This is a genomic window from Kitasatospora sp. NBC_01302 (assembly GCF_035976515.1).
In the GTDB taxonomy this organism is placed as follows: domain Bacteria; phylum Actinomycetota; class Actinomycetes; order Streptomycetales; family Streptomycetaceae; genus Kitasatospora.
The window spans coordinates 3,650,565-3,672,404 of record NZ_CP108404.1; the positions used below are offsets into that span (position 1 = coordinate 3,650,565).

The 21,840-nt window shown below is 74.0% G+C and carries 20 protein-coding genes and 2 tRNA genes; 17 read left to right on the forward strand and 5 right to left on the reverse strand.

From position 1 onward, the window contains the following. The first annotated feature begins 13 nt into the window (after positions 1 to 13). The 3 genes from OG294_RS15470 to OG294_RS15480 all read left to right on the forward strand — a co-directional run bounded on the left by OG294_RS15470 (position 14) and on the right by OG294_RS15480 (position 2,273). Positions 14 to 1,372 carry a nitrate/nitrite transporter gene (locus tag OG294_RS15470; RefSeq protein WP_327067086.1) on the forward strand — a complete coding sequence of 453 codons (1,359 nt, stop codon included), beginning with the start codon at positions 14 to 16 and terminating at the stop codon, positions 1,370 to 1,372. 93 nt (positions 1,373 to 1,465) lie between these two features. Beyond that, positions 1,466 to 1,539: transfer RNA gene (locus tag OG294_RS15475), tRNA-Lys, on the forward strand. Positions 1,540 to 1,706: 167 nt separating this feature from the next. After that, on the forward strand, positions 1,707 to 2,273 hold the full coding sequence (locus OG294_RS15480; RefSeq protein WP_327067087.1) for a DJ-1/PfpI family protein: 567 nt from the start codon (positions 1,707 to 1,709) through the stop codon (positions 2,271 to 2,273). Between the two features lie 50 nt (positions 2,274 to 2,323). Here the strand turns inward: OG294_RS15480 and OG294_RS15485 are convergent, their stop codons facing one another. Next, entirely contained in the window at positions 2,324 to 2,731 is a 408-nt protein-coding gene (locus OG294_RS15485; RefSeq protein WP_327067088.1) for a VOC family protein, read from the reverse strand. 69 nt (positions 2,732 to 2,800) lie between these two features. Here OG294_RS15485 and OG294_RS15490 point away from each other — a divergent pair, with 69 nt between their 5' ends. The 8 genes from OG294_RS15490 (at position 2,801) to OG294_RS15525 (ending at position 10,714) form a co-directional block, all read left to right on the forward strand. Further along, a complete protein-coding gene (locus tag OG294_RS15490) occupies positions 2,801 to 3,241 on the forward strand; it encodes a MarR family winged helix-turn-helix transcriptional regulator (protein WP_327067089.1) in 441 nt (146 codons plus the stop codon). Positions 3,242 to 3,310: 69 nt separating this feature from the next. Further along, positions 3,311 to 3,384: transfer RNA gene (locus tag OG294_RS15495), tRNA-Lys, on the forward strand. 257 nt (positions 3,385 to 3,641) lie between these two features. Beyond that, positions 3,642 to 5,285: an MFS transporter gene (locus OG294_RS15500; protein ID WP_327067090.1), complete on the forward strand. Its 1,644-nt coding sequence runs from the start codon at positions 3,642 to 3,644 to the stop codon at positions 5,283 to 5,285. 159 nt (positions 5,286 to 5,444) lie between these two features. Further along, positions 5,445 to 6,641 carry a sensor histidine kinase gene (locus OG294_RS15505; protein WP_327067091.1) on the forward strand — a complete coding sequence of 399 codons (1,197 nt, stop codon included), beginning with the start codon at positions 5,445 to 5,447 and terminating at the stop codon, positions 6,639 to 6,641. 145 nt (positions 6,642 to 6,786) lie between these two features. After that, entirely contained in the window at positions 6,787 to 9,144 is a 2,358-nt protein-coding gene (locus OG294_RS15510) for a transglycosylase domain-containing protein (RefSeq protein ID WP_327067092.1), read from the forward strand. A gap of 78 nt (positions 9,145 to 9,222) precedes the next feature. Next, complete coding sequence (locus tag OG294_RS15515; protein ID WP_327067093.1) at positions 9,223 to 10,212, forward strand: EamA family transporter; 990 nt, start codon at positions 9,223 to 9,225, stop codon at positions 10,210 to 10,212. A gap of 42 nt (positions 10,213 to 10,254) precedes the next feature. Then, entirely contained in the window at positions 10,255 to 10,410 is a 156-nt protein-coding gene (locus OG294_RS15520; protein ID WP_327067094.1) for a hypothetical protein, read from the forward strand. Between the two features lies 1 nt (position 10,411). Beyond that, complete coding sequence (locus OG294_RS15525) at positions 10,412 to 10,714, forward strand: hypothetical protein (protein ID WP_327067095.1); 303 nt, start codon at positions 10,412 to 10,414, stop codon at positions 10,712 to 10,714. Positions 10,715 to 10,755: 41 nt separating this feature from the next. Here the strand turns inward: OG294_RS15525 and OG294_RS15530 are convergent, their stop codons facing one another. Further along, on the reverse strand, positions 10,756 to 11,136 hold the full coding sequence (locus OG294_RS15530) for a chorismate mutase (RefSeq protein WP_327067096.1): 381 nt from the start codon (positions 11,134 to 11,136) through the stop codon (positions 10,756 to 10,758). A gap of 300 nt (positions 11,137 to 11,436) precedes the next feature. Between OG294_RS15530 and OG294_RS15535 the strand changes: the two genes are divergently transcribed. From OG294_RS15535 to OG294_RS15545, 3 genes are all read left to right on the forward strand, one after another. Beyond that, complete coding sequence (locus tag OG294_RS15535; RefSeq protein WP_327067097.1) at positions 11,437 to 12,204, forward strand: VOC family protein; 768 nt, start codon at positions 11,437 to 11,439, stop codon at positions 12,202 to 12,204. Between the two features lie 82 nt (positions 12,205 to 12,286). Further along, positions 12,287 to 12,712 (forward strand): OsmC family protein, encoded by a 426-nt coding sequence (locus OG294_RS15540; RefSeq protein ID WP_327067098.1) that lies wholly within the window; start codon positions 12,287 to 12,289, stop codon positions 12,710 to 12,712. A gap of 317 nt (positions 12,713 to 13,029) precedes the next feature. After that, entirely contained in the window at positions 13,030 to 14,967 is a 1,938-nt protein-coding gene (locus OG294_RS15545; RefSeq protein WP_327067099.1) for a putative bifunctional diguanylate cyclase/phosphodiesterase, read from the forward strand. Here OG294_RS15545 and OG294_RS15550 read toward each other — a convergent pair. Beyond that, positions 14,964 to 16,049 carry an LLM class flavin-dependent oxidoreductase gene (locus OG294_RS15550; RefSeq protein ID WP_327067100.1) on the reverse strand — a complete coding sequence of 362 codons (1,086 nt, stop codon included), beginning with the start codon at positions 16,047 to 16,049 and terminating at the stop codon, positions 14,964 to 14,966. The genes OG294_RS15545 and OG294_RS15550 overlap by 4 nt on opposite strands. A gap of 121 nt (positions 16,050 to 16,170) precedes the next feature. Between OG294_RS15550 and OG294_RS15555 the strand changes: the two genes are divergently transcribed. From OG294_RS15555 to OG294_RS15565, 3 genes are all read left to right on the forward strand, one after another. Further along, positions 16,171 to 17,445, forward strand: a complete 1,275-nt coding sequence (locus tag OG294_RS15555) for a multidrug effflux MFS transporter (RefSeq protein WP_327067101.1) — start codon at positions 16,171 to 16,173, stop codon at positions 17,443 to 17,445. 393 nt (positions 17,446 to 17,838) lie between these two features. Next, complete coding sequence (locus OG294_RS15560; RefSeq protein ID WP_327067102.1) at positions 17,839 to 18,435, forward strand: DedA family protein; 597 nt, start codon at positions 17,839 to 17,841, stop codon at positions 18,433 to 18,435. 283 nt (positions 18,436 to 18,718) lie between these two features. Next, positions 18,719 to 20,035, forward strand: coding sequence for a hypothetical protein (locus OG294_RS15565; protein WP_327071560.1), 1,317 nt, complete (start codon positions 18,719 to 18,721; stop codon positions 20,033 to 20,035). Positions 20,036 to 20,039: 4 nt separating this feature from the next. Here OG294_RS15565 and OG294_RS15570 read toward each other — a convergent pair whose 3' ends face one another. Together OG294_RS15570 and OG294_RS15575 are read right to left on the reverse strand one after the other, a co-directional pair. Next, positions 20,040 to 20,957, reverse strand: coding sequence for an alpha/beta fold hydrolase (locus tag OG294_RS15570; protein WP_327067103.1), 918 nt, complete (start codon positions 20,955 to 20,957; stop codon positions 20,040 to 20,042). Between the two features lie 137 nt (positions 20,958 to 21,094). Next, positions 21,095 to 21,796: a uracil-DNA glycosylase gene (locus OG294_RS15575; RefSeq protein ID WP_442789332.1), complete on the reverse strand. Its 702-nt coding sequence runs from the start codon at positions 21,794 to 21,796 to the stop codon at positions 21,095 to 21,097. Between the last annotated feature and the right edge of the window lie 44 nt (positions 21,797 to 21,840).

The window sequence follows — 21,840 nt, forward strand, 5'->3', positions numbered from 1 at the left end:
CCCGGGAGCACCGTTGAGCGTTGTCGACGAGCCCGCGGTGTCCCGGCCCCGCCCGGATCTCCGGCCCGGGGCCACCATCCGCCGCTGGACCCCGTGCGACCCGCGGTTCTGGTCCACCGCCGGCCGCCGGGTGGCGGCGCGCAACCTGGCGGTCTCCGCGCCGGCCCTGCTGCTGGCCACGGCGGTCTGGCAGATCTGGTCGGTGCTGGTGGTGGAGCTCGGCCGGGCGGGCTTCGCGCTCTCCGGCGGGCAGCGGTTCTGGCTGGCCGCGCTGCCGGGCCTGACCGGCGCGATCCTGCGGGCCGGCTACGCGCTGCTCGGCCCGGCGGTCGGCCGGCGCCGCTGGACGGCGCTCAGCACGGCGGTCCTGATCGGCCCGCTGCTCGGCCTCGGCCTGGCGGTGCGCGACACCGGCACGCCGTACGGGGTGCTGCTGGCGCTCGCCGCGCTGTGCGGGCTGGGCGGCGCCGTCGCCTCCTCCGCGCAGGCCACGCTCGACCCCTTCTACCCGCCGGCGCTGCAGGGCCGGGCCCGCGGCCGCAGCGCCGGTGCGGGCGATCTCGGCATCGCCCTGGTGCAGGCGCTCACGCCGATCGTGATCACCACCGGGTTCCTCGGCGCGCCGGCCGGGCGGGGGCGGGCCACGCACGGCGGCGGCGAGGCCTGGCTGCCGAACGCCGCCTTCGGGTGGGTCCCGCCGCTGGCGCTGCTGGCGGTGCTGGCCTGGTTCCTGATGAACGACCTGCGGGTGCCCGGCGCGCCGACCACGCCGTACCGGTCCGTGCTGCGCCGCCGGCACACCTGGCTGCTGGCGCTGCTCCGGCTCGGCACCCTCGGCTCCTTCCTCGGCTTCGCCGCCGCCCTGCCGAACCTGCTCGACCGCACCTTCACCGCGGCCGACCCCGGCTGCTCGGCCACCGGGTTCGTCTGGATCGGCCCGCTGGTCGGCGTGCTGGCCCGCCCGCTCGGCGGTCGGCTGGGCAGACGGGCGGGCGGCGCCTGGTGCACCACGATCTGCTTCGCGGGGCTGGCGCTCGCCGTCATCGTGGCGGTCCGGGCGCTGCCCTCGCCCGGCGATCCGGGCAACTTCCGGCTCGGCTGCGCCGCTTTCCTGCTGATCTTCCTCTTCGCCGGCCTCGGCACCGGCTCCGGCCTGCGCCAGCTCTCCCGCCTGCCGCTGGGCCCCGCGGAGCTGTCGGCCACCGCCGGCCTCGGCACCGCGGTGGCGGCCTGCGGCGCCTTCTTCGTCCCGGCGATGTTCGCGCTCGCCCCCGCCACCGACGCGCTCTACGTCTTCGTCGCCTTCTACGCGCTCTGCCTGGCGGTCTGCTGGTGGTGCTACGCCCGGGACGGGGCACCGGCGCCGGGCTGAGCCCGCCCGCGTACGCAGCCTTGACAGTGCGCGACGGCCCGGTGACGATTCGGTGATTCCGACCGGGCCGTGTAAAGTCTTCGACGTCAGCAAGCGCCGCTAGCTCAGTTGGTTAGAGCAGCTGACTCTTAATCAGCGGGTCCGGGGTTCGAGTCCCTGGCGGCGCACAGACGGTCGAAGGCCCCTCGCGAGAGCGAGGGGCCTTCGGCGTTTCCCGGGGCTGCCGGGCGGGGAGGTACGCGGGGCCGGAGGGACGGTGCCGCTGCGTGAGCGGGCGGCTACCGTGCCCGCGCGCATCGCCCACCCCCTTGGAACGTCTGAATCGAGGCCATGGATGGCTGTGAAGGTGCTGCTCATCACCGGGGACGCCGCGGAGTCGCTGGAGGTGCTCTACCCCTACCAGCGGCTGCGTGAGGAGGGGTACCAGGTGGACATCGCCGCCCCGAGCCGGAAGAAGCTGCGCTTCGTGGTGCACGACTTCGAGGACGGCTTCGACACCTACACCGAGAAGCCGGGCTACACCTGGCCCGCCGACCTGGCCTTCGACGAGGTCGACCCGGCCGGGTACGCCGCCCTGGTGATCCCCGGCGGCCGGGCGCCCGAGTACCTGCGCAACGACCCCGAGGTGCAGCGGATCACCCGCCACTTCTTCGAGACCGACAAGCCGGTGGCGCAGATCTGCCACGGCCCGCAGATCACCGCGGCGACCGGCGTGCTCCAGGGGCGGACCACCGCCGCCTACCCGGCCCTGGAGCCGGACGTGCGGGCCGCCGGCGCGACCTACCGCGACGGCGAGGCCGTGGTGGACGGCGTGCTGGTCTCGGCGCGCGCCTGGCCGGACCACCCGGGCTGGCTGCGCGCGTTCATCGAGGTGCTGCGGACCAAGGCCCCGGCGGCCTGACCCCGCCCGCGGGGGTGCGCCGGCAGGCCGGCCCACCCCCGCGGATCCGCTCAGTACGACTGCAGCTCGATCAAGTGGCCCTCGGGGTCGCGCAGATGGGCCGAGCGCAGGGTCGGCCCCCACTCCGGGCGGTCGGTGGCCGGCGTCACCGGGGTGGCGCCGTTCGCCAGGCAGAGGGCGAGCGCGGCATCGACGTCCGCGACCCGGGAGACCAGCATCGCGGCATCCTGCGCGGGCGGTGCCAGCGGCGGCAGCTCGCCGGTCCCGACGGCGGCGGCCAGTGCGGCGCGGTCGTAGAGCACCAGGACGGCCTGGTCGGCCACGTCCCAGTTGGCGTACGGGCCCGACTCGTCGCCCTTCTGCCGCACCGCACCCAGCAGTTCGGGCAGGACGGCGTCGTAGAAGCGGAAGCAGTCGGCGAAGCGAGTGACCAGCAGGCGTGGGTAGAGCGCGTCCAACGGAGCCTCCGGGCTGCGAAAATCAATGGGTGACCACCCATCATTGGTGATCACCCTACAATCCCTGCCATGGATGCCACACCCCCGAGCCTGCTCGACCTCACCAGCTACCTGCTGGCCCAGACCGGGCGCCGGGCCAGGGGCCGGCTGGCGGCCCGGCTCGCCGAGCGGGAGCTGCGCCTGTGGCACCTGTCCGTCCTGGCCTCGCTCGCCGACTTCGGCCCGCACGCCCAGCGCGAGCTGGCCGAACGCCTGGGTATCGACGCGAGCGACCTGGTACGCCTGCTGGACGAGCTGAGCCGGGCCGGCCTGGTCGAGCGCACGCGTTCCACCGCCGACCGCCGCCGCATGCAGGTCGCGCTCACCCCGGCCGGCCGCACCGCCCTCGGCGAGCTCCACGACGAGGCGGCGGCCGTGCAGGACGAGGTGCTGGCCCCGCTCTCCGCCACCGAGCGGGAGCAGTTGCACGGGCTGCTGCTGCGGGTCCTCCGGGCGGGCGGCGCCCTGTGACGGGAGTGCCGGTACCGCCCGATTTCGGCATAGGCCCCCTGGTCGGGTAATGTTCTCCGCGTTGAACAAGCGCCGCTAGCTCAGTTGGTTAGAGCAGCTGACTCTTAATCAGCGGGTCCGGGGTTCGAGTCCCTGGCGGCGCACAACACGGGATGGGCCGTTCTCCTTCGGGAGAGCGGCCCATCCGGCTTTCCCGGCCACGGTGCGGTGAGCCGCTCCCGCCCGCCGATCCGTTCTCCCCGGTACGGCGCCGACCCCCGGTGGCGGCGGCACGGGAGCATCGTCGCAAGATGGACGATCAGGCGGTGACAGCTCACGGGGGCCGGAGCTACCCGGCATCGCGGGCACCGGTCGACCTGGCCGACCCCGGCGCCCCACCAAGACGGGAGAACCACGCGCAGTGAGCGTTCTGCAGCAGCCCACCGCACCCCCGACGCCGCCGGAGCCCACCGCCCCGGCGGAGCGACGCGACGGCTGGAGACGCTGGACCTCCCCCGTCGCGGTCTCCACCGCGGTCGCGCTGCTGATGGGCCTGCTCTGGGCACGCCTCATGGCCGGGGTCACCGCCGACCTCTCCGCGCAGTTCGCCTGGGCCGACTTCGTGGGCAAGCACCCGGGCTCGGCGTACGACTTCTCCTGGTACGGCGGCATGCACCCCGCCTCCTACAGCGTCCTCGCCCCGTGGCTGATGGCCCTGTTCGGGGTGCGCACCACGGCGGTCGCGGCGGCCGTGCTCTCGACCGCGCTGCTCGCGGTACTGCTGGAGCGCTCCCACGTGCGCCGGCCGCTGCCCGCCGCGCTGTGGGGAGCCTTCGCGCTGACCTGCGACATCGCCGCCGGGCGGGTGACCTTCGCGCTCGGCCTGATGTTCGGCCTGGCCGCGGTGGTGGTGGCCGGTCAGCAGCGCAGGGCGAGCTGGTGGCGGGTCGCGGCGGTCGCCCTGTGCGCGCTGCTGGCGACCACGGCCAGCCCGGTGGCCGGCCTCTTCGTCGACGTGGCCGCCGCCGCGCTGCTGCTCACCCGGCGCTACCGGACCGGCTGGGCGATGGCCGTGCCGCCGCCGGTGGTGGTGCTGGGCTGCGCCGCGCTCTTCCCGTTCTTCGGGGTCGACCCGATCTCCGCCTCCACCGCCGTCTTCTCGGCGGGCACCGCACTGGTGGTGGCGCTGCTGGTCCCCCGGCCGTGGCGCGCGGTGCGCCTGGGCGCCCTGGTGTACGCGCTGGGTTCCGCGCTGACCCTGGCCTTCCCGACGCCGATCGGCATGAACGTGCAGCGCCTGGCGCTGATCTTCGGCGGCGTCGTGCTGCTGGCCCTGCTCGGCAACGAACAGTGGCGCCCCCTGCGGTCCTGGCGGCGCGTCACCGCCCTGGTCGCCGGGTTCGGCATGGCGGCCTACTGGACGATCACCGCGAACATCATCGGCATCCCGACCCCCTCGCCCACCCACCAGGCGGACGCGCTCGTCGCCGAGCTGCAGCAGCTGCACGCCGAGCGGGCCCGCGTGGAGGCGGTCCCGATGCTCAACCACTACGAGTCCTGGCGGCTGGCCGACGTCACCCAGCTGGCCCGCGGCTGGAACCGCCAGGCCGACGTCCAGCGCAACCCGCTCTTCTACGACAGGACGCTCACCCCGGCCAGCTACCACGACTGGCTGCAGCGCTGGGCGGTGGGCTACGTCGCGCTGCCCTCCGGCCCCACCGACATCGCCGGCGACGCCGAGGCCGCACTGGTGCGCGGCGGCCTCGGCTACCTGGAGGAGGTCTGGCACGACGAGCACTGGCGGCTCTTCCGGTTCACCGACGCCCAGCCGCTGGCCGACGGGCCGGCCACCGTGCTGCGGGCGGACGCGGAGCGGATCCAGCTCACCGTCGGTGCCGCGGGCCAGGTGCAGCTGCGCATCCCCTACTCGCCCTGGCTCACCGTGCACGGTCCGGGTGGCGCCTGCCTGAGCCAGGACGGCGACTGGACCAGGCTGACCGTGACCGCCCCGGGCGACTACCAGGTCGACGCGCGCTACCGGCTGCCCCGGGGCAGCGCCTGCTGACACCGCGCCCCGGCCGGCCGCCCCGCCCGGGAACCGACCACGGTGCTGCGCGGGTCCCAACCCCTGGACGCACGGCCCGCACCGCCCGAAGCGGTGCGGTACCGTCGCCAGAGTGCCCGGGCAGGTCGGGGCAGGTCGGGCAGGATCGGAGCGAGCAGCGTGGCAGCCAGAGCGAAGGGGTGGACCGAGCGGTCGATGGGCCGGCTCTGGCGTCCTGAGCGGCGCTGGCACCCGTGGCTGGTGGACACCCTCCTGGTGGTCCCCGCCTCGCTCGACGCCCTGCTCAACGTGCCGTCCACGCACGACTGGCACTTCGCGGTCTCGCTGCTGGCCGCCGCCGTCCTGGTGCTGCGCCGCCCCTTCCCGCGCACCGTGCTGCTGCTCACCCTCCCCGGGCTGTACGCGGGCAACGCGCTGGTCGCCGCCGTGATCGCCGCGTACACGGTGGCCCGGACCGAGCGCGCGCGCTGGCAGCGCTCGCTCGCGGCGCTGCTGGTGGTGCTGGGCAGCTTCCTGCCCTGGCCGATCACCGCGTTCCGGACCGAGAGCCTGAGCAGCATCACCCAGCAGCTGATCTTCGCGACCATGCTGGGCGTCGGCCCGGTGGCGCTCGGGCTGCTCGCCCAGACCAAGCGGGACCTCTCCGAGCGGGTCGCCGAGCTCGCCGAACTGCGCGACCACGAGCGCGCGCTCTACGCGAAGACCGTGATCGCCGAGGAGCGGGCCCGGATAGCCCGCGAGATGCACGACGTGGTCTCGCACCAGGCCGGGCTGATCGCGGTGCAGGCCGGCGCCCTCCAGGTGACCACCAAGGACCCGGTGACCCGGGAGACCGCCGCCACCCTGCGCGGCCTGGCGGTGGCCACCCTGGAGGAGCTGCGCTCGATGATCCTGGTGCTGCGCGCGGCGGGGGCCGGGCCCACCGAGCTGGTGCCGCAGCCCCGGCTGGCCGACCTGCCCCGCCTGGTGGGTGCGGCCGAGGTGGCCGCCACGCTGCAGGTGGACGGGTGCCTGGAGCGGACGCTGCCCGAGCCGGTCGAGCGCGCGGCCTATCGCACGGTGCAGGAGGCCCTGACCAACGTGCGCAAGCACGCGCCGGGTGCCCGGACCGAGGTGCTGGTCAGGATCACCGCCGAGGCGCTGCACGTCAGCGTGCGCAACGAGGCACCGGCCGGGCCCTGTCCGGACTCCGGCCTGCCCGGTGGGCGGCACGGCCTGATCGGGCTGCGCGAGCGGGCCGCCCTGCTGGGCGGCACGATCGAGGCGGCGCCCGAGTGCGGCGGCGGCTTCGCGGTGCGGCTCTGGCTGCCGCTGCCCGAGGTGGCCACGGACCTGACAGAGCACCAGGCCGCCTAGTCGCCCCTGCACCAAGGGGCGAATTCACCATCAATCAGCTGTTCTCCCGCCACTTCCCTCAAAAGGGACAAAAGTCCCTACCGTTCCCCGGGCGGTGCCAGGCAGGCTTTCACGGTCCCCTGCCCTGGCTGAGAGGAATGGCCTCGTGCCGCGACCCGCCGCCCGTTCCCTGCCACGCCGTCTGCTGCACTCGGGGCGCCCGCGCCGCTGCGGCTGGCGCCGGGCGGTGCCGACCTGGCGGTTCAGCCTCTTCGCCACCCTGTCCGTACTGCTGCTCGCCACCGGGTTCTTCGCGCTCGGCGTACTGCTGGTCAAGGTCCCGGACGCGCACGCCGCCGCCACCGCGCAGCGCAACACCTGGCTCTACCGGGACGGCACGGTGCTCGCCCAGACCGGCGAGACCAACCGGGAGAGCGTGCCGCTGGACCAGATCTCCCCCGAGGCCCAGCACGCGGTGCTGGCCGCCGAGGATCGCGGCTTCTACCGCGAGGGCGCCGTCAACCCGGCCGCACTGCTGCGGGCCGGCTGGAACACCGCCACCGGCAAGGGCGCCCAGGGCGGCTCGACGATCACCCAGCAGTACGTCAAGAACGCCTACCTGACCCAGGAGCAGACGGTCAGCCGGAAGATCAAGGAGGTCTTCATCGCGCTCAAGGTGGACGCCACGCTCGACAAGCAGGAGATCCTGGCGAGCTACCTGAACACCACCTACTACGGGCGCGGCGCCTACGGCATCCAGGCCGCGGCGCAGGCCTACTTCGGGGTGGACGCGAGCAGGCTCGACGCCGCGCAGGGCGCCTACCTCGCGACGCTGCTCAACGCACCCTCGGTCTACGACGTCTCGACCGCGAACGAGGCGGGCAGACGCGCGGCCACCGCCCGCTGGAACTACGTGCTGGACGGCATGGTCCAGGAGGGCTGGCTGTCCGCCGCCGACCGGTCGGCGACCACCTTCCCGCAGGTCCGCGCCCCGCAGCCGGCCCTCGGCCTCGCCGGACAGGCCGGCTACCTGGTGGACGCCGCCAAGGAGTACCTGGTCTCGCACACGCTGGTGGACGAGGCGGCGCTCGCCAAGGGCGGCCACCGGATCACCCTGAGCATCGACCCGGCCCGCCAGGCGGACCTGCAGACCGCCGTGCAGCGGCAGTTGACCGACAAGCTGGACGCGGCCAAGCGCCCGGGCGACGGCGACATCCAGGCCGGCGCGGTCTCGCTGGACCCGAAGACCGGTGCGGTGCTGGCCATGTACGGCGGCACCGACTACACCCGGCACTTCGTCAACAACGCCACCCGCCGCGACTACCAGGCCGGTTCGACCTTCAAGCCGATCGCGCTGGCCGCCGCCCTGGAGAGCGGCGCGAAGACCCAGGACGGGCGGACCATCACCCCCGACACGGTCTACGACGGCGCCAACCGCCGCCCGGTGCGCGGCGGTACGGCCAAGCCGCCGTACGCGCCGCCGAACGAGGGCGAGGCCGAGTACGGCCAGATCACGCTGCGCCAGGCCACCGACTGGTCGGTCAACACCGTCTTCGCCCAACTCGCCCAGGACACCGGCCTGGAGAAGGTCCGGCAGAGCGCGATCGCGCTCGGCCTGCCCGCCGACACCAACGAGCTGAACGCCGTGCCCTCGCTGCCGCTGGGCGTCTCGATGCCGAGCGTGCTGGACATGGCCGGGGTCTACGCGACGCTGGACAACGACGGACGGCAGCAGACCCCGTACCTGGTCCAGTCGCTCCAGCGGGACGGCGTCGACCTGCCGCTGCCGTCCCGGCAGAACGGCGACCGGGCGGTGAGCGAGCAGACGGCCCGGCAGGTCACCGACATGCTGCAGGGCGTGGTGGCCGACCCGGGCGGCACCGGGTGGCGCGCCAAGGAGCTGGGCCGCCCGGCGGCCGGCAAGACCGGGACCACCGACGGCAACCGCTCGGCCTGGTTCGTCGGCTACACGCCCGAGCTGGTGACCTCGGTGGCGATGTTCGGCGAGCAGGCGGGCAGCGGCAAGCAGGTCACGCTCTCGGGCACGGCCGGCGGCGGGCGGGTCAACGGCGGCGGCTACCCGGCACAGATCTGGACCGACTACATGAAGGCCGCGCATCTGGGCACCCCGGTCGGCGGCTTCACCCCGCCCGGCACCACCGCGGCGGCACAGGACACCCCCGCTGCGTCGTCCGCCGCCTCGCCGCGCGCGACCAGGCCGAGCACCTCCCGCCCCACGGCCCCGGACAGCACCGGCCCCTCGGCCGACAGCCGGCCGTCGAGCAGCCCGGCCACCCCCGAGGCGCCGAGCGAGCCGACCCCGGACCCGCCGACGACCCGGCCCGCGGAGCCGTCGACGCCGTCCACCCCGGTGGCGCCGCCCACCTCGCCGAGCCGGCCGTCCCGGCCCCCGGTCACCGCCGAGCCGTCCCGTCCGCCGACGTCCCCGCCGACGACACCGACGACACCCGCCCAGCCCTCCGGGGCAGGCAGCATCCCGCCGGTCCCGGCCGGGGTCGGCTAACCCCTGCCCCGCACAACCCGGCCCAGCCCAGCTCCTGGCCATCGGCACAGGTGTTCGGGCTGCTGGCAGAATGATCCGATGCACTCCACCCCGGCCTCCGCACCGCCCTCCCGCCGGGCCGTCGGCCTCACCCTGGCGCTGATCTCCGCCGTCTCCTTCGGCGGCTCCGGCACGGCGGCCAAACCGCTGATCGAGGCGGGCCTGTCCCCGCTCCAGGTGGTCTGGCTGCGGGCGACCGGCGCGGCCCTGGTGCTGCTGCCGGTGGCCTGGCGCCACCGTGCGGTGCTGCGCGAGCGCCCGGCGCTGGTGCTCGGCTTCGGGCTGCTCGGCGTCTCCGGGGTGCAGGCCTGCTACTTCGCGGCGATATCCCGGATACCCGTCGGCGTCGCGCTGCTGATCGAGTACCTCGGGCCGCCGCTTCTGCTCGGCTACGTGCGCTTCGTCCAGCGCCGCCCGGTCAGCCGCGGCGCGGCGGTCGGCGCCGCGGTCGCGGTCACCGGGCTGGCCTGCGTGGTGGAGGTCTGGCAGGGGCTGAGCTTCGACGCCGTCGGCGTGCTCTTCGCGCTCGGCGCGGCCTGCTGCCAGGTCGGCTACTTCGTGCTCGCCGACGCCGGCGGCCGGGGCGAGAAGCCCGCCGACCCGCTGGGGATGGCGGCCTTCGGGCTGCTGATCGGCGCGCTCGTGCTCACCGTGGTCGCCCGCCCCTGGCAGGGCCACTGGAGCAAGCTCGGCGGCCACGTCACCATGGCCGGGCACCAGGTCCCCGCGCTGCTGCCCGCGGCCTGGATGATCCTCGTCGCCACCGTCCTCGCCTACCTGACCGGTGTGGTCTCGGTGCGCCACCTCTCGCCGCCGGTGGCCGGGGTGGTGGCCAACATCGAGGCGGTGGTCGCCACCGTCACGGCCTGGTTCCTGCTGGACGAACACCTCGGCACCCTGCAGCTGTTCGGCGGCCTGCTGGTGCTGCTCGGCGCCTTCGCCGCCCAGGCCGGCGGATCGGGCGGCGGCGCGGAGCCCGACCAGGTGGCCCTCGACCCGCCCACGGCGAGCATTCCCACGAACGTGTGAAACCCCTCCCGGGCATCGGCCGTCAGGAGTAGCGTCGGCACCGTGAGTCACCAGATCTGCCCGCGGTGCGGCGGTACTGGCGTCACCGAGAAGATCCGACACACCGTCGAGACCGAGCCCGACGGCACGCGGCAGCCCAAGCAGGAGAACTACCTGTCCCCCTGTGCCCACTGCGGCGGGAAGGGACACGTGAACTGAGATGCGGCTCCTCTTCCAGTGCACCGAGTGCGGGGTCCACTACCTCCCGCCCGAGGGCCTCGGCTACGCCGACGGCAGTCCGGCCAGCCCGCTGTGGTGCACCGAGCACCAGGCCGCGATGCGCGAACTCGGCGTCACCGAGCCCCCCGCGGCCGCGGCCCTGGCCCTACTCGGCGCCCGCCAGCGCGCGGCGGCCCCGCCCACCGAGGACCGGCCGAGCCGGCCGGACGTCCGCCCGTCCCGCCCCGCCCGCACCCGCCGCGGTGCCACGGCGCCCGGCAGCGGCCGGTCCCGGCTGCACTGATCCCGGCCGCGACCGGCGCGCCCTCGGCTGTCGGCGTGCCCTCAGCTGTCGGCGGAGCCTCGGCTGTCGCAAGGCCCGCCGGTCGCGGCGTCGCTGGCGATCGCCTCGTGGTGGCGGATCACCTCGGCGATGATGAAGTTGAGGAACTTCTCCGCGAAGACCGGGTCGAGCCGCGCACCGGCCGCCAGCTGCCGCAGCCGCCGGATCTGGTCCCGCTCGCGGGCCGGATCGGCGGCGGGCAGCTTGTGGGCCGCCTTGAGCGTGCCGACCCGCTGAGTGGCCTTGAACCGCTCGGCGAGCATGTGGACGACCGCGGCGTCGATGTTGTCGATGCTCTGGCGCAGGTCGGCCAGCTCCTCGCGGACGGCGTCGTCAACGTCCGCCGTCGCGGCGGTGGGTTCGGTCGCGGGCTGCTCGGTCATCGCGTCTGCTCCGGTTCGGGCGCCGGGCCACGGGGCCGGGCGCGAAAGGGGCCGGTGGCCTGGGGACTGCCCGGCGCGCGGGCCGGGCAAATCTAACAGGCGGCCCGGCCCGGACTCTCCCCAATTGCCCGGATCGCCCACCATCCGGACAACCGCCGGGCGACCCGGCGCCCGGCACCGCGGGCAGCGCCGCCGCGACCGGCTCCCCCTGATCGCATGCGATCACCCTCCAGTTGCGGACAGTGACAACCGGCCGGATTCTGACGCAGAGACAGCTCCCCCACGGAAAGGCCCATCCCCATGCCCCTGCGCGACTCCTACCCCGACGGCGCTCCCTGCTGGACCGACCTGACCTGTGCCGACCCGCTGGACGCCGCGGATTTCTACGGCCCCATCCTGGGCTGGGAGTTCGAGCAGCTCGGGGCCGAGTACAACGGCTACACCATGTGCCTGCTCGACGGCCGGCCCGCGGCCGGACTGCTGCCACCGCCGGCCGGCGCCGAGCAGTTGCCCTGGTCCTGGAACGTCTACCTGGCCGCCGGTGAACTCGACGCGGTCTACGACCGGGTGACCCGGGTGGGCGGCACGGCGGTCTTCGGCCCGCACCGGGTGCCGGGCGCAGGAAGCCTCGCCTTCGGCTACGACCCGGCCGGCGCCGCCTTCGGGCTCTGGCAGCCGGGCGGCCACCCGGGCGCGGCGGTCTACGGGGAGCCGGGCGCGATGTGCTGGCACGACCTCACCACCCCCGAGGCCGACCAGGCGGACGCCTTCTACGCCGAGCTCTTCCCCTACCAGCAGAAGCAGGTCGGCGACGGGAGCGCGTTCGACTACACCGCCTGGAGCGTGCCCGGCACGGACGGCCTGCCGGTCTGCGGCCGCTACCGGGCCGCGGTTCCCCAGCCGTACTGGTCGGTGTACTTCGCGGTGCCCGAGGCGGACCACGCGGCCGACCAGGTGACGGGCCTGGGCGGCCGGGTGCTGCGCGACCCGTTCGACTCGCCGTACGGACGGATGGCGCCGTGCACCGACCCCGGCGGCGCCAAGGTGACCTTCTGCCAGTTGCCCTGACCAGTAGTCTGGGACCGGCGTGACCGGATCTGTCATACCGACGTCTCTTTCCAGAGCATCAGAGCAGCAGGAGGTACCGATCGTGGCAACTGTTCGCACCGCTCGCACCGCATGGCAGGGGAACCTTCTCGACGGCAGTGGCGAGGTGACCTTCGCCTCCTCCGGCATCGGGCAGTTCCCGGTCTCCTGGCCGGCCCGGTCCGAGGAGCCGAACGGCAGGACCAGCCCCGAGGAGCTCATCGCGGGCGCCCACTCGGCCTGCTTCTCGATGGCCCTCTCGCACGGCCTGGCCGGTGCCGGCACCCCGCCCACCAAGCTCGACGTGCAGGCGGAGGTCACCTTCCAGCCGGGCACCGGCATCACCGGGATCCACCTGACCGTGGTCGGCGAGGTGCCGGGTCTGGACGAGGCCGGCTTCGTCAAGGCCGCCGAGGACGCCAAGGCCAACTGCCCGGTGAGCAAGGCGCTGGCAGGCACCACCATCACGCTCAGCGCGAAGCTGGCCTGAGGCTCCCGGCCCGACCGGGGCTCGTCCGCCCCGCGCACGCCCCCGGCGGGCACCACACGGTGCCCGCCGGGGGCGTATCCGTCCCCGCCCGTGCTCCCACCGGAAGCCGTGATTCACCCTGACGGCTGTGGCCCCGGCTTCCCCCGGCGCCCTATGATCGGGCACAGTGCTCTGCTCTTGACAGCCGTCCGGCCCACCCGGCTGACGCGTCGTCAATCAGCAGCGCCCCTGAAGAGCGTGAGCAAGCGAGCGTCAGCGGCGGACGGGAGCGTGCAGTGCGAGGCCGGAACGAGGGGGCCGACGCACACCGCAACGGCGTGCGTCCCGACACGCTGCTCCCCATCACCGAGCCGCCACCGACCCGGTTGCCCTCCCCCGCCTGTTGCCCCAACTGCGCGGCCCCCCTGTCCGCGGCGGTGCCCGCGGCCGCGGCCGAGCGGGGCGCACCACTGGCGGCCGACACCGACGAGCTGCTCGCCGCCCTGCGCGCCAGCGAGTCCCGGTTCCGGGCCGCCTTCGCCGATGCGGGCATCGGCATGCTGCTGATCGACACCGACGACCTGGTGATCGAGGCCAACCCCGCCTTCGCCGCGATGCTCGGCCGCGAGGTCGGCGAACTGGTCCGGATGCACCTGCACGAGATCATCGACCCCGAGGACACCCCGCGCCGGCTCTACCTGGAACTGGTGAACGGCAAGCGCGACCGGCTGCGGGTGGAGAAGCAGCTCAAGCACCGCGAGGGGCGCGAGGTCTGGAGCAACGTGACCATCACGCTGGTCCGCGACGCCCAGGGCAAGCCCTTCTACACCCTGGCGATGTTCGAGGACATCACCGAGCGGCGCCGGCTCGGCGACCGCCTCGCCTACCAGGCACTGCACGATCCGCTGACCCGGCTGCCCAACCGCACCTTCTTCTTCGACCGGCTCAACGCCGCCTGCCTGCCCGACCCGCAGCGCCCCGGCGACGGCGCGGGGCGCCGGGTCGGCGTCTGCTACGTGGACCTGGACGGCTTCGCGGCGATCAACGACACCCTCGGCCACCACATCGGCGACCAGCTGCTGAGCGCCGTCGCGGCCCGGCTGGAGCGGCGCTTCGTCACCGGCGAGGGGCTGCTGGTGGCGCGCCTGGGCGGCGACGAGTTCGCCGTGCTGGTCGCCGACAGCGAGGGCAGCGAGCAGCTGACCGGCCTCGCCGCCCAGCTGCTCACCCTGCTGGAGCGGCCCTTCGAGGTGGCCGGGCACCGGCTCGCGGTCACCGCCAGCGTCGGGGTGGTGGAGCGCCCGGTGCAGGGCACCAGCCCCACCGACCTGGTGAAGGACGCCGACGCCACGCTCTACTGGTCCAAGTCCGACGGCCGCGCCCGCTGGACCCTCTACGACCGCGACCGCGGTGCCCACCAGCTGACCCGCCGGCTGCTCACCACCGCGCTGCGCCCGGCGCTGGAGCGCGGCGAGTTCACCGTGGAGTACCAGCCGCTGGTGGGCCTGGCGGACGGCACCGTGCACGGCGCCGAGGCGCTGGTGCGCTGGCGCCACCCCCGGTTCGGCACCCTGTCACCGGACCGGTTCATCCCGCTGGCCGAGGAGTCGGGGGCGATCGTGCCGCTCGGCAAATGGGTGCTGGAGGAGTCCTGCCGGCAGGCGCGCGGCTGGCTGGCGGAGTTCCCCGATACCGAGGCCTTCGTCAGCGTCAACCTGGCGGCCCGTCAGGTCTGGGACTCCGACGTGGTCGCGGACGTCGCCCAGGTGCTGGAACGCACCGGGCTGCCCGCCCGGCTGCTCCAGCTGGAGCTGACCGAGAGCGCCGTGCTCGGCCCCAGCGGCCGGCCGCTGCAGGCCCTGCAGGCGCTGGCCGACATGGGCGTGCGGATCGCCATCGACGACTTCGGCACCGGCTACTCCAACCTCGCCTACCTCTCCCGCCTGCCGGTGCACGCGCTGAAGCTGGACGGCACCTTCATCGAGGGCTTCCGCGACCCGGCCCCGGTCGGCCGCCCCGACCTGCGCTCGCGCCGCAGCGAGGCGGACGAGCAGATCGTGGGCGCGATGGTGCGCCTGGCCCACGACCTGGGCCTGACCGTGACGGCCGAGGGCATCGAGAACGCGGCCCAGGCCGAGCGGCTGCGGCTGACCGGCTGCGACACCGCGCAGGGCTGGTACTTCGCCCGCCCCGGCGAGGCCTCACTGGTCGCCGGGATACTGCGCGAGGGCCGGATCCAGCTGCCCGGCTCCGACCACCCCGCGCTGCGGCCCTAACCCTCCTGGCCGGCCGCCAGGCCGTAGGCCTGAGCGATCAACTCGTAGGAGAGCAGCCGTGCCTGGTGGCCGTGCACGTGCGAGGTGACCATCAGCTCGTCGGCGCCGGTGCGCTTGCGCAGCTCCTCCAGCCCCTCGGCCACCTCCTCCGGAGCGCCCAGCACCACGTTGCCGAGCCAGTTCTCCAGGAAGTCGGCCTCGGCTGGGCTGTAGGGGTAGGCGGCGGCCTCCTCGGGGGTGGGGATCTTCCCGGGCATGCCCCGGCGCAGCCGCAGCATGCCGAGCCCGGCCGAGGCGGCCAGCCGGCGCGCGGCCTGCCGCCCGCCCTCCGGCACGGCCACCGCGCTGACGCCGATCAGCGCGTACGGCTCGGCCAGCACCTCGGAGGGCTGGAAGCTGCTGCGGTACAGCTCCAGCGCGGGCACCGTGTTCTCCGCGCTGAAGTGGTGCGCGAAGGCGAACGGCAGGCCGAGCCGCCCGGCCAGCTGGGCGCTGAAGCCGGAGGAGCCGAGCAGCCACACCGGCGGGCGCTCGGGACCGTTCGGCACCGCGCTGAGCCGGGCATAGGGGTGCCCGGCGGGGAAGGCGCCGTCCAGGAAGTGGGTCAGCTCGGACAGCCGGCGCGGGAAGTCGTCCGGGTCCTCGTGCTCGCCGCGGCGCAGCGCCCGGGCGGTGGCCGGGTCGGTGCCGGGCGCCCGGCCCAGGCCCAGGTCGATCCGGCCCGGGTGCAGCGCCTCCAGCAGGCCGAACTGCTCGGCGATGGCGAGCGGCGCGTGGTTGGGCAGCATCACGCCGCCGGAGCCGAGCCGCAGCGTGCTGGTGTGCGCCCCGAGGTGGGCGATCAGCACGGCGGGCGTGGAGCTGGCCACCCCCGGCATGCCGTGGTGCTCGGCCACCCAGAAGCGGTGGTAGCCCCAGCGCTCGGCGCCGCGGGCCAGCTCGGTGGTGGCGGTCAGCGCCTGGGCCGCGGTGTAGCCGGCACCCACCGGGGCGAGGTCGAGGATCGAGAGCGGGGCGGGGGCGGTGCCGCGCGCGACCCCCCGGATGTCCTGCCTGGTCTGCCGCTGGTCCTCGCCGGTCATGGGTCAACCTTCCGCTTCGCACTGCCGTTCCGCAGCGGGACAACAGCGCGCACCCGGCGCCTGTTCCCCGGGGCGGCCGTTGTGGTGTTCGAGACATCGGTACAGGCCCTACGGTGGGGTGATGCCTGACAGCCGCCGCCTCGCGACCACCCCGGCGCCCGCCCGCGCCCCGGAACCCCTCACCACCGTCCAGTCGGTCGGCCTGCTGCTGACCCTGGTGCTGGGCTCGCTGAGCGCGCTGGCGCCGCTCTCGATGGACATGTACCTCCCGTCGCTGCCCGGCATCACCACCGGCCTGCACACCTCGGACGCCATGGTCCAGCTGACCCTGACGGCCTGCCTGGTCGGCCTCGCGCTCGGCCAGTTGGTGGCGGGGCCGCTCAGCGACGCGCTCGGGCGGCGCCGCCCGCTGCTGGTGGGCATGAGCCTGTACGTGCTCTCCACCGCCTGCTGCGCGCTCGCGGTGGACGTCCGGGTGCTGATCGCCTGCCGGGTGCTGCAGGGCCTGTCCGGCGCGGCCGGGATCGTGATCTCGCGGGCCGTGGTGCGCGACCTGTTCGACGGTCTGGCCGCCGCCCGGTTCGCCTCCTCGCTGATGCTGATCTCCGGTTCGGCACCGCTGGTGGCGCCGGTGCTCGGCGGGCAGCTGCTGCGCGTCACCTCCTGGCGCGGGGTGTTCGGGGTGCTCACCGTGCTCGGCCTGGTGATCCTGGTCACCTCCGTGCTGCTGGTGCGCGAGACGCTGCCGCCCGGGCAGCGCCGCACCGGCGGGCTGCGCGACACCCTGCGGACCATGCGCGGCCTGCTGGCCGACCGGCTGTTCAGCGCCTACCTGCTGACGGTGTCCTTCGGCTTCGGCGCGCTGTTCGCCTTCATCGCCGGCTCGCCCTACGTGGTGCAGGAGGTCTACCACGGCTCGGCGCAGCGCTACAGCCTGGTCTTCGCGCTGGTCCAGGTCGGGCTGGCGGGCTTGTCCCAGCTGACCGGCCGCCAGCTGCTGGGCCGGTTCCCCTCGCACCTGATCCAGCTCGCCGGGGCCCTGCTGCTCGCACTCTCCGGGGTGGCGCTGGTGCTGATGGCGGCCGGGCACCACGGCGGCCTGCCCGGGATCACCGCGGGGCTCTTCGTGATGGCGGCCGGGCTCGGCATCGTCAGCACGCCGAGTTCGGCGCTGGCCCTGCAGCGCGCCCCGCACGCGGCCGGCACCGCCTCCGCGCTGCTGGGCACCATGCAGTTCCTCACCGGGGCGATCGCGCCGGCCCTGGTCGGCCTCGGCGGGCACGACAGCGCGCTGCCGATGGCGGTGGTGATCCTCGGCATGGCACTGGCGACGCTGGCCTCCTTCGTGCTGCTGGTCCGGCCCTGGCAGGCGGTGCCGGACCCGCTGCGCGGCTGATCCGGTGTCAGCGGGGCGGCCCGCCGGCTGCGCATCGTCGCCCTGCGTGTTGGCGGGATCACGCCAGCGCCGGTTCTCGCCAGCCGCCGATCTCGCTAAGCGCCCCTCGGGTCGGGCAGGCTGGATGCCGCAGCGGGGCGCCGATCAGCGCCCGCGCCTCAGTCACGCCAGTGGACTGGACCAGTTCCGGGCGACCCTCGTGGACCCCCGCGACGGACACCCCGTCGCGGGGGTCCACGCCTGTCCGCGGCGCCGCCCGGTACCCGAGGAGCGCGCAGCGCAGGGGGCCCTCAGCAAGCGTTCATACAGAGCCGATAGCGTGGTACCCCTGAGCCACCTGTTCTCCTCCGGGCGGTCCGGAGGGAGTTGGATCCATTGGGAAGCGCGGCGCTCGTGACGTCGTCCTGGTTCTGCGTGCTGGCCGTGCTGGCCGTCCTCGGCGACGCCTTCCTGCCCTTCCTGCCCAGCGGCACCCTGGTGATCCTGGCCGTCCTGAAGACCGACCGGATAGCCGGTGCGCCGCTGATCCTGGCCGGCGCCGTCGCCCTCTCCTCCTTCCTCGGCGACGTGCTGCTGCTCGCCCTGGCCCGGCGCGGCGCACCCTTCGTGCGGCGCCGGCTGGCGAAGCGGCCGAAGATGGCCGGCAACATCCGCCGGGTGCAGCACGCACTGGACGGGCGGACCAACCGGACCGCCGCCGCCGTGGTGATCGTGGCCCGCTTCGTGCCGGGTGGCCGCACCGTGCTGGACCTGGCGATCGGCCACTCGCCGGCCCCCTCGCACCGCTTCCTGCGCTGGTCGGCGCTGGCCGCCCTGGTCTGGGCCGGCTACATCGTGACCCTGGGCTGGCTGAACAGCCACTGGTTCAACACCACTTGGCTGAGCATGGCGGTCTCCTGCGCCGCCGCGACCGCGATCAGCGCCGCCGTCGCGCGCCTGGTCCGCCGGCACCGGCGGCTGGCCGCCGCGCTGCCCGTCGACCCCGCCTGAGACCCACCGGGACCCCGGGTTCCCCACGGCTGCCGGGGTGTTGCCCGTGCCCCTGCCCGCTCGCACGTCCGAAATGTCCCAGGACTGCAACAGAACCCCGCCGACGCAGCCATCGGCCGACTTTTGGCGTCATCTCCAGAGGCGGCGCGGGTACGGTTGCTCCTGGATCCAACCAGTGCCGCATGACATCCTGGTTTAAATAATCTGATCAAATGCCGTAATTACCCTGGCAGCTTCCGCAATGCCCGCGGAAGCGGCCTGGTTCGAGCTGGCTGGGGAGACCATGAGCAGCATCTCGCGCAGGACCGTACTGGGCGCCGGGGCGGCCACGGCCGCCCTCGGGGCACTCACCGCGTGCGGCAGCAGCAGTGCCTCACACTCCGACAGCGCGCCGGGCGGCGCCGGCAGCCCGGGCGGCGCGTCCGGCAGCGGCAGCCCGGCCCCCTCGCCCTCCGGCTCGCCGTCCGGCAAGGTGACCCCGATCGGCGACGGCTCGACCTCCGACTCCGGCCCGCAGCCGAACCAGCCCAAGGCCGAGAAGCTCAAGCCCGGCGAGCGCCCCCCGCAGTTCGTGGTCTTCTCCTGGGACGGCGCCGGCGCCACCGACGACGGCCAGTTCGACCGCTTCCTCAAGCTCGCCGACCAGTACAAGGCCACCTTCACCTTCTTCCTCTCCGGCATCTACACGCTGCCCAAGACGAAGACCAGCCTCTACCACCCGCCGCAGCACTCGGTCGGCGCCTCCGACATCCCGTACCTGTCCGACGGCGCGATACGCAACACCATCAAGATGGTCAGCCAGGCCTGGCTCGCGGGGCACGAGATCGGCACCCACTTCAACGGCCACTTCTGCTCCACCCGCCCCGACCACAACGGCGTCAACAAGTGGTCGCCGGAGGACTGGGAGAGCGAGATCCAGCAGGCGGTCTCCTTCGTCACCCAGTGGAAGACCAACACCGGCTTCACCGACCTGCCGCCGCTGCCCTTCGACTACACCAAGGAGCTGATCGGCGGTCGCACCCCCTGCCTGGACGGGCAGAAGAACCTGCTGCCGACCGCCGCCAAGCTCGGCTGGAAGTACGACGCCAGCTCGCCGGGCGAGAAGCAGGTCTGGCCGCAGAAGGTGCAGAACGGCGCGATCTGGAACTTCCCGCTGCAGTCCATCCCGTACCCGGGGCACTCCTTCGAGGTGCTCTCGATGGACTACAACATCATGGCCAACCAGTCGAACGGCGACCCCAAGGGCGACCCGGGCAAGTTCAACGAGTGGCGCGACGCGGCGGCCGGCTCCTACCTGGCCGGCTTCAACCGCGCCTACAACGGCAACCGGGCACCGTTCTTCGTCGGCAACCACTTCGAGCAGTGGAACGGCGGCATCTACATGGACGCCGTGGAGGCGACCATCAAGGCCATCGCTGGCAAGCCCGAGGTGCGGATGGTGTCCTTCCGCCAGCTGGTCGAGTGGCTGGAGGTGCAGGACGAGTCCACCCTGCGCAAGCTGCGCTCGCTGGGCATCGGCCAGGCGCCGGCCGGCGGCTGGGAGAGCTTCCTCGGCGCCCCCGGCGCCGCCCCCGCCTCCGGCAGCCCGGCGGCCCAGTAGTCCGTCAGGCCGGGTTCGCGGCCGCCAGGATCCGCTCGGCGACCAGCGGGGCACCGGCCCGGCCCATCAGGATCGAGTAGTGATTGCTGCCCCTGACCTGGCGCAGCGCCAGGTCAGGGCCGGTCAGTTCGGCCCTGGCCAGCCGCTTCTCGTCGTAGACCGCCTCGGGCTCGTCGAACAGACCGCGCTCGGCCCAGAGCAGCTCGGCGGGGCACGGCAGTTGGCGCACCGCGGCGGCGGCCTGCGGGTCGAGCAGCAGCTGCGTGCCGTCGGCCTCCACCGCCTCGCGCTCGCACCCGGAGCGCAACAGCGGCTCGCTACCGGTCAGATCGCGCAGCAGATAGGCCTGCGCCACCGTCTCGTCCAGGCTCGGCCAGGCCGGGTGCGCCTGCCAGAAGGCACGGTAGGCCGCCACGTCCGCGAAGGTCATCGAGAGCCGGGCCACCGCCGGGCCGAGCATCGCGGCGAGCGCCTCGGGACCGGTCCCGGTCGGCAGCGGAAACCCGACCCCGCCGTCCACCAGCACCACCCGGCGCACCAGTTCGGGGTGCCGCACCGCCAGCCGGGTGGTCACGAAGGCCCCCATGGAGTGCCCCGCCACCACCACCGGGCCCGCCCCGCCCGCCAGTTGGCGCAGCACCGAGGCCATGTCGTCCGCGTGCCGGGCCATCCCGTACGGGCCGCCGAGCCCCGCACTGCGGGCCCGGCCGCGCAGGTCGGGCGCCAGCAGCGTGACCCGCCCGGCCAGTTCGCGGGCCACCAGCTCCCACGCCCGCCCGTTCGCGGTGATGCCGTGCAACGCCAGCACCACCGGAGCACCGGGCTCGGCCCCCGGCCAGCGCAGCACGGCCAACTCGCCGCCGGGGACCGCGACCGCCACCTCCTCGACCACGGACGGACACGCGGACCGGTCGGACCTCATCGACGCCACCTTCCAGCTGGGGTCCCGGCACCGTACCGCCGCCCCGGCACCCCCCGACATGGCGTCGGCCAACCCCCCTCGGCGCCCCGCAGTGGTGCCCGTCACCACCTCGGGCGCCGTCGCCCGCCCGGCGCCCGTCAGCCCTTGAGGTCCGGGATGCGCCAGTCGACCGGCTCGCTGCCGAAGCCGGTCAGCGCGTCGTTGATCTGCGAGAACGGCTTGCTGCCGAGGAAGAGCCGGGCCGACAGCGGCGAGGGGTGCGCCCCCTGGACCACGACGTGCCGCTCGGTGTCGATCAGCGGCAGCTTCTTCTTGGCGTAGTTGCCCCAGAGCACGAAGACGCACGGCTCGGGACGGGCGCTGACCGCCTTGATCACCGCGTCGGTGAACTTCTCCCAGCCCTTGCCCTTGTGCGAGTTGGCCTCGTGCGCGCGCACCGTGAGCACCGCGTTGAGCAGCAGCACGCCCTGCTCGGCCCAGGGCATCAGGTAGCCGTTGTCCGGCACCGGCAGGCCGAGGTCGGTGTTGAGCTCCTTGAACATGTTGCGCAGCGAGGGCGGGGTCCTGGTCCCCGGCAGCACCGAGAAGCTCATGCCGTGCGCCTGGCCGTTGTCGTGGTACGGGTCCTGGCCGAGCACCAGCACCCGCACGTCCTGGTAGGCGGTGGCGGCCAGCGCCGAGAAGACCTGCCCGCGCGGCGGGAACACCTCGTGCTCGGCCCGCTCGGCGGCGACGTAGCCGGCCAGCTCGGCGAAGTACGGCTGCTCGGTCTCCCCGGCCAGCACCTCCCGCCAGGAGTCCGGCAGTTCGAACTCTCCCCCGGGCTCGACTCCCGACACGGCGGCATCCACCTCAGCGACCTCGGTCACCACATCAACCTTCC

What these genes read in the sequence shown, in the direction of transcription:
- OG294_RS15525 (WP_327067095.1), top strand. Translation starts at nt 10,412, where the DNA reads ATGCGGCTCCTCTTCCAGTGCACCGAGTGCGGGGTCCACTACCTCCCG.
- OG294_RS15570 (WP_327067103.1), bottom strand. Translation starts at nt 20,957, where the DNA reads ATGAGGTCCGACCGGTCCGCGTGTCCGTCCGTGGTCGAGGAGGTGGCG.
- OG294_RS15550 (WP_327067100.1), bottom strand. Translation starts at nt 16,049, where the DNA reads ATGACCGGCGAGGACCAGCGGCAGACCAGGCAGGACATCCGGGGGGTC.
- OG294_RS15480 (WP_327067087.1), top strand. Translation starts at nt 1,707, where the DNA reads ATGGCTGTGAAGGTGCTGCTCATCACCGGGGACGCCGCGGAGTCGCTG.
- OG294_RS15565 (WP_327071560.1), top strand. Translation starts at nt 18,719, where the DNA reads ATGAGCAGCATCTCGCGCAGGACCGTACTGGGCGCCGGGGCGGCCACG.
- OG294_RS15555 (WP_327067101.1), top strand. Translation starts at nt 16,171, where the DNA reads ATGCCTGACAGCCGCCGCCTCGCGACCACCCCGGCGCCCGCCCGCGCC.
- OG294_RS15535 (WP_327067097.1), top strand. Translation starts at nt 11,437, where the DNA reads ATGCCCCTGCGCGACTCCTACCCCGACGGCGCTCCCTGCTGGACCGAC.
- OG294_RS15515 (WP_327067093.1), top strand. Translation starts at nt 9,223, where the DNA reads ATGCACTCCACCCCGGCCTCCGCACCGCCCTCCCGCCGGGCCGTCGGC.
- OG294_RS15530 (WP_327067096.1), bottom strand. Translation starts at nt 11,136, where the DNA reads ATGACCGAGCAGCCCGCGACCGAACCCACCGCCGCGACGGCGGACGTT.
- OG294_RS15490 (WP_327067089.1), top strand. Translation starts at nt 2,801, where the DNA reads ATGGATGCCACACCCCCGAGCCTGCTCGACCTCACCAGCTACCTGCTG.